The 14,101-nt window shown below is 38.0% G+C and carries 7 protein-coding genes and 2 tRNA genes; 8 read left to right on the forward strand and 1 reads right to left on the reverse strand.

From position 1 onward, the window contains the following. Positions 1 to 7: 7 nt before the first annotated feature. On the reverse strand, positions 8 to 2,308 hold the full coding sequence (locus IEX65_RS03585; protein ID WP_188764641.1) for an ATP-dependent helicase: 2,301 nt from the start codon (positions 2,306 to 2,308) through the stop codon (positions 8 to 10). 244 nt (positions 2,309 to 2,552) lie between these two features. Here IEX65_RS03585 and IEX65_RS03590 point away from each other — a divergent pair, with 244 nt between their 5' ends. From IEX65_RS03590 to IEX65_RS03625, 8 genes are all read left to right on the forward strand, one after another. Continuing rightward, a complete protein-coding gene (locus tag IEX65_RS03590; protein ID WP_188764642.1) occupies positions 2,553 to 4,889 on the forward strand; it encodes a beta-N-acetylhexosaminidase in 2,337 nt (778 codons plus the stop codon). A gap of 42 nt (positions 4,890 to 4,931) precedes the next feature. Continuing rightward, positions 4,932 to 5,004, forward strand: a tRNA-Arg gene (locus IEX65_RS03595). A 248-nt stretch (positions 5,005 to 5,252) separates the two neighbouring features. Beyond that, a complete protein-coding gene (locus IEX65_RS03600) occupies positions 5,253 to 6,512 on the forward strand; it encodes a site-specific integrase (protein WP_188764643.1) in 1,260 nt (419 codons plus the stop codon). A gap of 37 nt (positions 6,513 to 6,549) precedes the next feature. Further along, positions 6,550 to 6,621 (forward strand) — tRNA-Arg (locus IEX65_RS03605). A 499-nt stretch (positions 6,622 to 7,120) separates the two neighbouring features. Then, a complete protein-coding gene (locus IEX65_RS03610) occupies positions 7,121 to 7,777 on the forward strand; it encodes an RNA polymerase sigma-70 factor (protein WP_188764644.1) in 657 nt (218 codons plus the stop codon). Between the two features lie 47 nt (positions 7,778 to 7,824). Next, positions 7,825 to 8,826, forward strand: a complete 1,002-nt coding sequence (locus IEX65_RS03615) for a FecR family protein (protein WP_188764645.1) — start codon at positions 7,825 to 7,827, stop codon at positions 8,824 to 8,826. A 24-nt stretch (positions 8,827 to 8,850) separates the two neighbouring features. Further along, positions 8,851 to 12,360, forward strand: a complete 3,510-nt coding sequence (locus tag IEX65_RS03620) for a SusC/RagA family TonB-linked outer membrane protein (protein ID WP_188764646.1) — start codon at positions 8,851 to 8,853, stop codon at positions 12,358 to 12,360. 18 nt (positions 12,361 to 12,378) lie between these two features. Then, positions 12,379 to 14,058 (forward strand): RagB/SusD family nutrient uptake outer membrane protein, encoded by a 1,680-nt coding sequence (locus IEX65_RS03625; RefSeq protein WP_188764647.1) that lies wholly within the window; start codon positions 12,379 to 12,381, stop codon positions 14,056 to 14,058. Positions 14,059 to 14,101: the final 43 nt, after the last annotated feature.

Raw genomic sequence — 14,101 nt, forward strand, 5'->3', positions numbered from 1 at the left:
AACCCTCCTATTCCACAATTCTCAACTTCGCAAAACTCAACAAAAGCGTTTTTTCACCTTGTCCTTGAGCATCAAATTTGATGGTTGCTTTGCGGTCATTGCCATTAATATCCATTTTGGTTACAGTGCCATAACCAAATTTTGGATGTTCTACTTTATCTCCTGCTTTTAGGTTTGAGGTATCGCTTGCCACAAAATCACCAGTTGGCGTATGGTTTACTGGAGCAGCTTTCTGTACAGGTCGTAAATTAGAAATCAGGGTTTCTTTCTTCGTAAATCCTGCTGGAACTGGCGAACTCGTTGCTGGACGGTCGTTTCGAGCGTCGCTATTTCCATAAGAAATCACTCTGCTTCTTGAAATTTGCAGGTATTTTGGGTCAATTTCTTCCAAAAAACGACTTGGTTCACAGTAGTTCAAACGACCGTAATTATAACGACTTTCGGCATAACTCAAGGTCAATTTCTTTTCGGCACGAGTGATGGCTACGTAAAACAACCGACGTTCTTCTTCCAAATCGCTGCGTTTCGAGAGCATCATTTGCGATGGAAAAAGGTTTTCTTCCAAACCGACGATATAGACATATTTAAACTCCAAACCTTTTGCTCCGTGAATCGTCATGAGGGTCACACGGTCGTGGTCGCCATCTTCGTCTTCTTGGTCGGCAGTGGTCATGAGCGTAACCGTCTGCAAAAACGCACTCAAAGTCACTTCCTCATTTTCTGGATTATCAACAAATTGCTTGATTGAGTTGAGTAATTCTTGAATATTTTCGTAACGAGCCAAACCTTCAACGGTTTTATCATCGTACAATTCTTTCAAAAGTCCTGAAGTTTTGGCAATGTATGAAGCCACCGTGTGGGCATCTTTGCCTTCTTCAATCAATAAACCGTAGCTTTTGATGAGCGTCGCAAAATCATCAATCGTCTGAGCAGCACGCCCAGCAATGTATTGGTTAATGTTACTTACCACTTCCCAAACCGACTTGCCATTTTCGGCAGCTGTAACCACAATTTTGGCAACTGTCGTATCGCCAATGCCACGTTTTGGTAAATTAATGATGCGTTTGAAAGCCTCTTCGTCATTCTGATTTATCGTAAAACGAAGATACGCCAACAAATCTTTGATTTCTTTTCGTTGGTAGAAAGATAAACCACCAACGATGCGATATTTGATATTGAGTTTTCTTAAAGCCTCCTCAAAAGCCCTCGACTGGGCATTTGTGCGGTAAAGAATCGCAAAATCGGTATTTTTTAAGCTATTATTGTTTTTTTCTTCAAAAATATTGGTAGCAATCAAACGCCCTTCTTCGTTATCGGAAGCCGCTTTTATGACATCAATTTTGCTTCCTTCTTCGTTTTCTGAGAAAACATTTTTCTCCAGTTGTTCTTTATTTCGAGCAATGACCGAATTGGCCGCATTGACAATCGTTTGGGTCGAACGGTAATTTTGTTCGAGTTTTACGACTTTCAAATCGGGGTAATCGGCTTTGAAATTCAAGATATTTTGAATATTTGCACCACGGAACGCATAGATACTTTGGGCATCATCGCCCACGATACAGATATTCTGATGCACCGACGAAAGTTTACGAGTAATGAGATACTGCGAAACGTTAGTATCTTGAAACTCATCGACCATGACGTGCTTAAACTTGTGTTGGTACTTGTTCAGCACATCGAGGTGGTCACGGAAAAGTACGTTGGTATTGTAGAGCAAATCGTCAAAATCCATGGCATTTGCTTGGAAACAACGCAAAACGTACATCTTATAAAGTCGGCCGATTTCGGGCATTCGGGCGGCTTTATCATCTTCCATATAAACAGGATTATTGGCGTAAGCCTCCCACGAAACCAAGGCATTTTTGGCACTCGAAATCCGATTGAGTACGTAGTTTGGCTTGTAGGTTTTATCGTCCAGACCCAATTCTTTGATGATTGTTCGCATCAAAGACCTCGAATCGTCGGTATCGTAAATAGTAAAATCAGAAGTATAACCCAATCTTTTTCCTTCAAAACGCAAGATTTTGGCAAAAACTGAGTGAAAAGTTCCCATCCAAAGGTTTTTGGCATCATTTCCGATAACGGCCTCGATACGCTGACGCATTTCGCCCGCAGCTTTGTTGGTAAACGTCAACGACAAAATATTGAAAGGGTCAACGCCTTGCTCAATCAACCACGCAATGCGGTACGTAAGCACACGAGTTTTGCCCGAGCCTGCACCCGCAATAATCATCAATGGACCTTCGGGGTGTGTTACTGCTTCTCTTTGTGGTGGGTTGAGTTTCTCTAAATAATTATCTTTTGCCATTCGTTTCTCTTTTTGGACTGCAAAGATAACTATAAAGCATCGCTAAAAAAAACCTACACCATCACAAAACCTGCAAGGTCTTTTCAGACCTTACAGGTTTGAATTTCGCTCATGAAACAGCTTTTATTGCTAAAATATTTTATTATTATATTAATTAATAAAAAAATAAATTTTTGTTTGCAATTATACCACGAAAAGCCGAATTTCGTTTTCCTAAAAATTCAATAAACCCCTCCGGAGCACCATGAAGAAATTTTTTGGCGTAATTGCCCTCATTGCTTTATCGTTTTATAGTATTGCACAGAACAAATACGCAATCATTCCGAAACCTACACAACTCGTACAAACGGCTGGCTCATTCGTAGTCACTGCCCAAACCAAGATTCTGATTCCGAGAAATAACCCAGATTTACGTCCGTTGGCCGAGATGCTCGCCGAGCGTTTTCTGATTACTTCGAGCATGACACTCAATATCGAAGAATTTGACCTCACGGGCTTTGCTCCTGCCAATACAAAAGCCATTATTTTTATGCCACTTAGCCCAAAATCAGGCGACAAAACTTTGGGCGAAGAAGATTATACCCTAAAAGTAGAAGCCAATAGTGTGGTGATGTCGGCCTCAACGGCAAAGGGTGAATTTTATGCCTTACAAAGTCTTTTACAATTGCTTCCTACCGAAATTTATAGCAGTTCGGCGGCCAATGGTGTAAAATGGAGTATTCCGAATTGCTCGATTTATGACCGCCCGCAGTTTGGGTATCGTGGTTTGATGCTCGATGTGAGCCGTCATTTTTTCCCAGTTTCGTTTATCAAAAAATACATTGATTTGCTGGCTTTGCACAAAATGAATACATTTCATTGGCACTTAACCGACGACCAAGGTTGGAGAATTGAAATAAAAAAATATCCAAAATTGACCGAAATCGGCTCAAAACGCAAAGAATCAATGGAAGGACATTTCACCGACCAACGTTTTGACGGAAAACCTTACGGTGGATTTTATACCCAAGAACAAATCTCAGAAGTGGTAAAATACGCCCAAAAGAAATTCGTAAACGTGATTCCCGAAATCGAAATGCCAGGTCATGCAATGGCAGCCTTGGCGGCTTACCCAGAATTGGGTTGCTCAAAAGGCCCTTACGAAGTAGGTGTAAAATGGGGCGTTTATGATGACGTTTTCTGTCCAACGGAACAAACTTTTTCTTTCTTAGAAGATGTACTAACCGAAGTAATCGCCTTATTTCCAAGCAATTATGTACATATCGGTGGCGATGAATGTCCGAAGGTTTCATGGAAAAACAGCCCTTTTTGTCAGGAATTAATGAAAAAAGAAGGTTTGAAAGACGAACACGAATTACAGAGTTATTTCATTAAAAGAATTGACAAATTCTTGACCTCGAAAGGCAAAAAAATGATTGGTTGGGACGAAATTTTAGAAGGAGGGATTTCTCCAAACGCAACAATCATGTCGTGGAGAGGAATTGAAGGCGGAATCGAAGCCGTGAAACAAAACCACGATGCCATCATGACTCCCGGAAGCCATTGTTATTTAGATGCTTATCAGTCAGACCCATCATCGGAGCCAGTGGCAATTGGCGGTTTTTTGCCACTCGAAAAAGTGTATTCGTATAACCCAATTCCTGCGGGAATTACGGCTGAGCAAGCCAAACATATTTTGGGCGTACAAGGCAACGTTTGGACTGAATATATTGCCACTCCAAGTCATGCCGAATATATGGTATTTCCAAGAGCATCGGCTTTGGCCGAAGTAGGTTGGACAGCCAATAATGCCAAAGACTACAAAGATTTTACGACTCGCCTAAAAACACACTTTGAGCGTCTAAGATTTTTGGCTGTTAATTACTCAAATGCGTACTATGATGTTTCGGCGAGTTCGTCGGTAAACGCCAAAAGCCAAGTGGCCGTAAAACTCAAAACTGCTGATAATGGGGCGGTTATCAGATACACCATTGATGGAACAGAGCCAACGGCAAGTTCATTGGTTTATCAGCCAACGGGTGTGATTGTGACTAAAGATGCCACGGTTAGAGCAACTGCGTTTACGGACAAAGGGCAGAAATTGGGTAAGGATATGAGTAAGTATTATTACATCAATAAATCAACTGGACGGAAATATACTTTGGCGAGCCAGCCAACCAAATATCTTGGCGGTGAAACTTACGGTCTAACCAATGGCGTAAAAGGCGAAGCTGGAAACTTGGATACTTGGGTAGGTTTTGAGGGCAAAAACCTTGATGTAACGATTGATTTAGGGCAAGTAATGAACCTACAAACGGTTTCGTTTGCTTTCTTACGAGCAAAATCTTCATGGATTATGCTACCTCGTGAAGTAGAAGTTCTGGTTTCGGAAGATGGTAAGAAATTTACGAGTGCCAAGAAAATGCCATTAGGAAATTTAGAAGGTGAAGAAAAAGTGGTGCAACAATTAAGCGTAGGAATTGATGGTAAAAAAGGGCGTTTTGTAAAGGTTATTGCTCAAAATTACGGCAAACTTCCAGACAATCACCCAGGTAAAGGCAGTCCCGCTTGGTTATTTGTTGATGAAATTGGGGTTGATTGATGTATTGAAACAAATTCTTTATATTTTTGTTGAAATATTATCGGTTTCGTAGTTCAACGGATAGAATAAGCGTTTCCTAAACGTTTGATTCGGGTTCGATTCCCGACGAGAATTTAATTATCACGATACATCATACCAAAACCGCCTGAATCATATGATTTGGCGGTTTTTTTATTTATTTTCCACCAAATCAACCTAAACACTTTCAACAAAAATGTATCCCTTTCGGTATCCTTTTTTGTTTGTTAGCCTTGGAGACCGAATTTCTTGTAAAATGCTGATAATAAGTGATTTACAAGAAATTAAATTAACTAAAACGAAGTCATTTTAAATGGATTCGGTCGCTTAAAACTACATCAAACAATGAAAGTAAATCAAAACTTATCAATTCTTATTTGGCTCAACAAGTCCAAAATGATAGATGGGCTTGCTCCTATCTATGTCCGATTAACCATTGAAGGTAGAAGAACACAATTTTCTCTTGGTAAAAAAATAGAGCCTGACAAATGGATTCAAAAAGCAGGTATGGCAAAGGGTAGCGGTCAAGAGGCAAAGATTATCAATAATTACATCAATACCGTTCGAGGCGAATTGCAGAAAAATTACAATGTCCTAATCTCTCAAAATGAGTATGTTACCCCAGAAATGGTTAGGAACGCCTACATGGGTGTAAAGGAAGAGAAAAAAACGTTGATGGAGTTAATTGATTACCATTTACTTCGAGTTCAAGAAAGGGTAGATGCTGGTAGAATGTCAAAAAATACCAAGAAACATTTTGTTACCACAAAACTTAAAATTCAATCTTTTCTCAGAAACAAGTACAACCTTAGTGATGAAGCTCTCTGCAATTTGAAATACCAATTTGTAATTGATTTTGAATATTATTTTGAAACCTTTGAAGGAGTTAAGAAAAATACCTACATGAAGTATATGAGTTGTTTAAAGCAAATTATTCGTCATGCTGTAAGGCTTGGTTGGTTAAAAACTAATCCCTTCCAAGACTTCAAATGTACATACGAGCCTGCAAATAAAGACATTCTCACAATGGAAGAAATTGAATTAATTTACAATAAGTCCAACTTAATAAAGCGACTTGAAGAAGTGCGGGATATATTTATTTTCTGTTGTTTTACTGGCTTTGCCTATGCTGATTTAACAAACTTATCTCCTGATAGTATATCAAAAAGTGTGGATGGAGAAATTTGGCTACAAACCTATCGAGAGAAAACAGGTACAAAAGAAAGAGTAATGGCTCTGCCAATCCCCATAGAAATTATAGAGAAATACAAAAATCATAATTGCCGGAAAATTCAAAATAGATTGTTTCCTGTAAACAGTAATCAAAAATATAATGCTTATTTGAAAGAGTTAGCGGATATTTGTGGGATAAACAAATACTTAACAACCCACTTGGCACGTCATACATTTGCAACGACCATAACCCTCTCCAATGGTGTTCCTATCGAATCAGTTAGTTCGATGCTTGGGCATAAGGACATTCGTACAACACAAATTTATGCGAGAGTTGTTCAGCAAAAAGTTAGTCAGGATATGAAAGATTTACGAAAAAGAATGATGAATAACCCAACAATGAAAGAAGAATCAAAATTGAAAATAGCATAAAACCTTTTTTCTTATTAAATTTGTACGAAAGAATCATGGTCTTATAGTTCAAGGGATAGAATAGAAGTTTCCTAAACTTTAGATTCCAGTTCGAGTCTGGATAAGACCACAAATAACTCAAGGTTCGATACCGTACAACAATCAGTTAAGCCACTCCAGTTTTTCGGGAGTGGCTTTTTTATATTTATTTGAAAATATTGGCTGATTTATTTGCATTGAACAAAACATCGCTCGGCATCTATTCGTACAACTCAGATTTATGCCAGAGTGCTACAAGATAAGTTGAGTGAAGATATGAAGAATCTCAAAGAAAGGCTTGGACAAAAGCAAATGGAGATTACACATCGGAAAACAGGGACATAATCCTAAAATTATTATCAGAACTCACTTAATATTTCTTAAATTGTAGGTGAGCTGTTTTTAATTTACCTATACAACTTTAAAGTTATAAAATTGTATGCACATTCAAGTTTATGAAGTGTATTTTACAATTTTGTAACTTTTTTCAAAAAATTAAATAAAAACTGTAAGTGAGAAAACTTCTTTTTTTGTCTTGTAATTAGTGAACTGTTATCGAAAGATTTTTAACTAAGTTTATTCAAAACAAAATGGCTCAAAAAGACATATATTCTAATGATGAATCAAGCTCGAAAAGCCATTTGATACTTTCTCACAACAAAAGTTTGAATAATGTGAACAATGATGAATTGTTCATAAAAAATGCCATTGATAGCAATCCTGAAAAAGGTATAGAATTGCTTTACAGGCGTTATTTTCAGCCGCTTTGCAGCCATGCCATTAAATATGTCGGCTCAAAAGCCATCGCCGAAGACCTTGTTTCAGAGGTGTTTTATGAACTCTATCGCACAAGGGCTTACATTAAAATAGAAACATCCTTCCGCTTTTACCTTTTCCGTGCTGTTAGAAACCGCTCTTTTAATTTTATAAAAAGCGAAATCCAAAAGGTTGAGTCTCTTGATGAAAAACATGATGAAGCATTTTCGGAGCAAGACACTCCTGAGTCTATCAGTCAGTATGAGGAAATGTATCAAGATGTGCAAAGTGCTATCAATAATTTACCCATTGAACGACGAAGAATTTATTTATTGAACAGATTTGAAGGTAAACGCTACCAAGAAATAGCCGATGAACTTCAGCTTTCAGTAAAAACCGTTGAAGTTCAATTATATCGTGCAAACAAATTTATCAGAACCTTATTGAAAGACAAATGGCTGCTTTTACTGATTATTTTAGTGCATCTGTAAGTGAAAAATGCCTTCAATTTGTCTAATCAATATCAATTACACCAATTATGAATGCCAAAATAACAAAAGAGTTACTCTTTAATCATTTTATGGGACAGACCTCTGCCATGCAAAAGCAGATGATTGATGAGTGGGTTTTGGATAAAGCTAATGAAGAATTATTTTATAGATACTTAGAAGAATACGAAAATTTACACGCTGAATATATAGCCAACATAGATGGGGCAGTTGATAAGTATTATGATTTTTTAGAGCAATATAAAAACAATCCTCACAATAATACAGTGCTTACAGCCACTACAAAGCAAACCAAAAAGTTAGATTGGAAACCTTGGATTGCCGCAGCATCGGTACTATTTGTAGTCGGATTATCATTGTTTTTTTCGAGAAATATCTGGAAATATCAAACCTTTAAAACCGATTTTGGTGAAACAAAATCTTTTCAATTGCCTGATGGCAGTTCAGTAACGCTCAATGCCAATTCTTCATTAAAAATTCCTCGTTGGGGCTTTGGCGAAGATTCAAGAATTGTGCTTTTAGAGGGTGAGGCTTCTTTTTCGGTAAAACATACCCAAAATCATCAAAAATTTATTGTTCAGACCGCCAAAAGTTTTGATGTAGAGGTTTTAGGAACCGAATTTACAGTTTTTGCTCGTGAAAGAGGTTCAAAGGTGGTTTTGAGTAAGGGTAAAGTAAGGTTAAATCTGCAAGTGGGCGATTCTACACAAAAAATCTTGATGAAACCTGGGGATTTAATAACCATTGATAATCGGAATATTGCAAAAAAAGAGACCACCACTCAACCAGAAATCCATGAAGCGTGGCGAGGACATCGGTATATTTTTGAACAAACATCATTACAAGAAATAACCTATTTATTATCAGAAAACTATGGCGTAAATGTAGAAGTAACCAATAAGGAATTACTCGGCCTCACCGTTTCGGGAACGTTTACCGCTAATAATCTTGATGAATTTTTAGAATTGATACAAGGCGTTTTAGACCTTCAAATTACTCATAAAGAAAATACAATTTTTATCACTCAATAATCATTTATTAAAACCTCTATTTACATGAAAAAACAACTTTACACAAGTTGGCAAGCGATAGCTTTGACCTTTTGTTTGTTGGAAGGAGGACATTTCTTATTTGCTCAAGAGGCATTGGCGTATAAGAAACAGTCGCCAAAAATAGAAACTTCTTTTACAAAAACTGGAGTCAACTCAAAAACCATCGCTCTCAAAGAAGCTCTAAAAGCCCTCAAAGAACATTATAACGTAGATATTGTTTTTGGCGATAAAACGGTTGAAACATTTACAATTTCTTCGAGTGAGATAGATTATCAAAAAAACATTGAAACTAATCTATCAAATGTTTTGCGTTCGAGCGGTTTGAAGTTTAAAAAAATGAAAAATGGTTCATACCTCATTTTAAGTAAAAACGACCGAAGAACTGCGGCAGAACTTCCAGTTCAGAATGCCTTACCCCTCAATGAGAATACCGAAATTCAGGCAACAAAATCTGTTGAACATTTGGCGGCTATAAAAATGGCGGATATTTCAGTAAAAGGAATAGTTTCTGACGAAAAAGGCGAAAAACTTCCAGGCGTAAGTATTACCGTAAAAGGAACTACTCGTGGAACAACTACCAACATTGGCGGCGAGTACGAAATCAGTGTGGCTGATAATAAAGCTATTTTGGTGATAAGCTATATTGGGTATCAAATCCAAGAAATTGTGGTTGGAAATCGCACAATGATAAATATTGTGCTGCAAATCGACACCAAAGCATTAGACGAAGTGGTAGTAACGGGATACTCAACCCAACGAAAAAAAGATTTGACAGGTGCAGTGTCTATTGTAAATATGGATAATGCCAAGTCTGTTCCAGCAGCAGGGATTGACCAAGCCTTACAAGGGCGAGTTGCTGGTGTAAATGTGATGAATAGCAACGTGCCAGGTGGTGGCGTGGCTATTAGAATTAGAGGAATTGGCACTATTAATAGTAATGACCCTCTCTATATCATTGATGGTATTCCGGTAACAGGTAATATCAATTCATTGAACCCTTCGGATATTGAATCCATTCAAGTGCTAAAAGATGCATCTTCTGCCTCTATTTACGGAGCAAGAGCTGCTAATGGTGTGGTCATAATCACTACCCGAACGGCTAAACAAGATAAAGCCCAAGTAATATATGATGGTTATGTAGGCGTTCAGCAAGCAGCAAAACTTCCGCAATTATTGGATGCTCAACAATTTGGAGACTTGTGGTTTCTTGCTTTGAAAAATGGCGGACAAACCCCGCCTACTGGAAATCCTTACGGAATCGGAACATCGGCTGTGATTCCTGAATATTTAGTAGCAAATGATTTAAAATCAGGTAATACCAACTGGTTCAAAGAGATTTTTTCACCAGCCTTAGTGCAGTCGCATACTTTAAGTTTGCTCAATGGCGATGCCAAAGGCAGAACAGCTCTAAATGTGGGGTATTTTGACCAAAAAGGGATGATTGATTATACGGGTTTTAAAAGATATTCAGCAAGATTCAATGCAGATTATTCGCTTTGGAAAAAACTTAAAATAGGCGAATTTGCCAATATTACTTATACACAAAGCCAAAGCCCTTCTGAAAATACGGCTTTGGGTTCAACCATTACAAGTGTATATTTTGCAGACCCTCTTTTGCCCATTCGAGATGAAAAAGGAAATTTTGCGGGTCCGCCCTTAAGAATGCCAATAGGGGGAAGAAACCCCTTAGCAATCTTAAACGGCAATAAAGACAATAATGCCACAAAATGGAAAATTTTGGGAAAAGTTTTTGCAGAATTGGAATTATTTAAAGACTTAACACTCAAAACTAACTATGCCATAGATTATACCAATTTCAATACAAAAGATTTTAATCCGACTTATTCGGAAGGCACACAAGTAAATGCCGTTAATAGTTTATCGGTTTACAACAGTTCGTTATTAGTAAACACTTGGACGAATCTATTAAACTATAAGAAATCTATTCAGAAAAATAACCTTGAGGTATTGGCTGGTGCGGAATTTATTCTTACTTCGGGCCAAAACCAACGAGCAGGGCGGTCTGGGTTTCCATCAAACGATGTGAATGGACAACAACTCAATGCAGGGCAATTGCTCTTCACCAACAGTGGCTCAGGCTTTAAATCTTCACTGTGGTCGCAGTTCGGTAAAATCAACTATGATTTTGATGATACTTACTTAGCCTCGTTTACCTTACGCAATGATGCTACTTCTAAACTTGCGATTGGACGTAATTCGCAAGTATTTTCTGCATTTTCGTTGGGTTGGCGGTTATCCAATTTAGGTTTTCTGAAAAATAAGTCAAAAATCAACGACCTCAAACTAAGATACGGTTGGGGACAAACGGGTAATCAAGAAATCATAGATTATGCTACTTATACAACTTATGCACTTGATTTAGGAACGACTTATTACGACATAAACGGTGCTAATAACTCTTCACAACCTGGCTATTCTCAACAGCGGATTGGCAACCCTGCATTAGTTTGGGAAACATCAACTCAATCGAATATCGGTTTAGATTTAGCTGCATTTGACAATAAACTCACGTTTTCGGTTGAATATTTCACAAAAAATACCAAAGATTTACTGGTTCAACCTAAAATACCTGCCACTTTTGGTGTCGCAACGCCACCTTTTATCAACGGGGGGAGTATGCAAAATAAAGGTATTGAAATAGAGCTGGGTTATAGAAATAAAGTAACAAAAGATTTTTCTTATTCGATTGATGGGAACTTTTCTTATATAAAAAACAAGTTGACAGACTTAGCACCTGAGTTAAGTTTTATTCCAAGCCCTGTGAGCAATAATTTAACCCGAAATTTAGAACTTCAACGGTCGGTGGTGGGCTTGCCGATTGCATCTTTTTACGGATATAATAGTCTCGGTATTTTCAAAACACAAGCCGAAGTTGACGCTCATGCTGCTCAAACAGGTAAAGCAATTGGGCGTTTGAAATTTGAAGACACCAATGACGACGGCGTAGTTGATGACAAAGACCGCCAATTTTTAGGAAGTCCCATTCCGACCTTTAATTATGGATTTAACCTAAAACTCAATTATAAAAACTTCGATTTTTGGACATTCTTTCAAGGGGTAGGCGGCAACAAAATTTTCGATTTTACACGGGTATATAGTGATTTCTTTACAAGCCCTTCTCTTTCAAATAAAAACATTCGGGTTTTAGAGGCGTGGACACCTGACAGACCCGATGCAGCTGTTCCTATGCTTACTACACTTTCGACCAATAATGATATTCGTCCATCATCTTATTTTATTAAAAATGGCGATTTCCTTCGGTTAAAAACAGTTCAAATCGGCTATGAACTACCGAGTAAAAGCCTTTCGGGTAAAGTAAGATTTTATGTGCAAGCTCAAAATTTATTCACTTTTACAAAATACGATGGACTTGACCCTGAAGTGGGTTTACAAAATTACAGCAGTGATAATCGAAACCTTGATATGGGCGTAGACCGAGGACTCTATCCTGTGGCTCGTACTTTTATGGTAGGAGCAAGCCTTAAATTCTAATCTTAAAATCAATTAACGATGAAAAAAATATCATTTAAAATAGCCCTTATTTTTCTTGTTTCCTCGCTTTGGAGTTGTGAAAAATACTTAGACCAACAACCTATTGGTGAACAATCATTGGAACAACTGAAAACCAAGGATGGGGTAGAGTCGCTTTTGACAGGAGCATACCATATACTAAATGGGCAATTCGACAGTGGCGAAGCCTACAACTCGGCTGGCTCAAATTGGTCTTTTGGTGATGTCAGAAGTGGCGATGCCTACAAAGGTTCTTCAGGAACTACTGACCAAGTGAATATCCACGATATGGAGGTCTTTTCAAGCTTAAACTCAACAAATCTTGATGCACAACGCAAATGGGCCTGTTTGTACGAAGGCATTCGCCGTTGCAACAATATTTTGCAAATTATTAATGATGCTACTGGTTTTACTGAGTCACTACGCCAGCAACGTATTGCCGAAACTCGCTTCTTGAGAGGCCACTATTATTTTGAACTAAAAAAGATTTTTAACAAACCTGCTTACATAGACGAAACAGCGAAAGAAAAAGATGATTTTTATGTTGCTAATGATTTATTGTCTGATGAGCAATTTTGGAAAAAAATTGAAGATGATTTCAAGGCGGCTGTCGATGGTTTGCCCACTGTAAAAAGCTCTGTCGGGCGTCCATCACGCTATGCAGCATGGGCATATTTATGTAAAGCTTACATGTTTCAGAAAAAATGGAATTTAGCAAGCACTGCCGCAGATTCGGTGATTCAAAAAGGGGGATATAGCCTATTGCCTAATTATTCAGATGTTTTTACCCCAGAGTTCGAAAATGGTGCTGAAATGGTTTTTGCCATTCAACATTCTATAAATGATGGAGCTTCTAGCAACAAAAACGGCTCGGTAGGTGACCGCCTTAACCGTATCGCCACACCTGCAGGCAGTGGTTACCCAGTTGCAGCACAAGGTTTTCACAGACCTTCACAAAATTTGGTGAATTTCTTCAAAACAACTGCTGCCGGCTTGCCTGCTTACAGCGATGTCAATGTTACCACAACAGATAACCTCGACCCTCGGCTTGATTTTAGTGTTGCTCGTGTTGGTATTCCATTTTTAGATTACACAAAAGAAACTTATAAAGCCAATTGGACAAGAGGGAATGCTGTATATGGTGATTTTAGCCCTAAGAAAAAAATGGTTTCGCCAATTTCAACTCATTATGACCGTAACAATCAAGGTATTACCGACCTCAACTATTATCTCATACGTTATGCCGATGTGTTGCTTTGGAAAGCCGAAGCATTGATAGAACTAAAAGACATAGACACAGGTATTGGTTTTATTAATCAGATAAGAAATCGAGCAAAAAATAGTCGTAAAGTGCAGAAACTCGCTCCTGCAACTGGCGATGCAGCAACCTATAAGATAGAACCCTACCCAGTTCCATTTGTGGGTGGATATACTGAAGCCATTAAAGCCTTAAAAGCTGAACGCCGACTTGAGCTGAACAACGAAGGGCATCGTTTCTTTGATTTGGTACGTTGGGGTGATGCCGCCACTGTCATAAATGCCTATTTTGCTACTGAAAAAGCAAAAAGAAGTTATTTAAATACGGCAGCCTTTACACCCAATAAGCACGAATATTTACCTATACCACAAGTAGAAATAGACCTTAGTAAAGGAAATTTGAAGCAAAATCAAGGATATTAAATTTCAGAACAGTAGTAAGATTTGAACGCTTACTACTGCTTTT

It is taken from the genome of Emticicia aquatilis (assembly GCF_014644295.1).
GTDB classification, from domain to species: domain Bacteria; phylum Bacteroidota; class Bacteroidia; order Cytophagales; family Spirosomataceae; genus Emticicia; species Emticicia aquatilis.

Excerpts from the sequence above, each read along its gene's own strand:
- IEX65_RS03585 (WP_188764641.1), bottom strand. The coding sequence starts at position 2,308 with ATGGCAAAAGATAATTATTTAGAGAAACTCAACCCACCACAAAGAGAA.
- IEX65_RS03590 (WP_188764642.1), top strand. The coding sequence starts at position 2,553 with ATGAAGAAATTTTTTGGCGTAATTGCCCTCATTGCTTTATCGTTTTAT.
- IEX65_RS03600 (WP_188764643.1), top strand. The coding sequence starts at position 5,253 with ATGAAAGTAAATCAAAACTTATCAATTCTTATTTGGCTCAACAAGTCC.
- IEX65_RS03610 (WP_188764644.1), top strand. The coding sequence starts at position 7,121 with ATGGCTCAAAAAGACATATATTCTAATGATGAATCAAGCTCGAAAAGC.
- IEX65_RS03615 (WP_188764645.1), top strand. The coding sequence starts at position 7,825 with ATGAATGCCAAAATAACAAAAGAGTTACTCTTTAATCATTTTATGGGA.
- IEX65_RS03620 (WP_188764646.1), top strand. The coding sequence starts at position 8,851 with ATGAAAAAACAACTTTACACAAGTTGGCAAGCGATAGCTTTGACCTTT.
- IEX65_RS03625 (WP_188764647.1), top strand. The coding sequence starts at position 12,379 with ATGAAAAAAATATCATTTAAAATAGCCCTTATTTTTCTTGTTTCCTCG.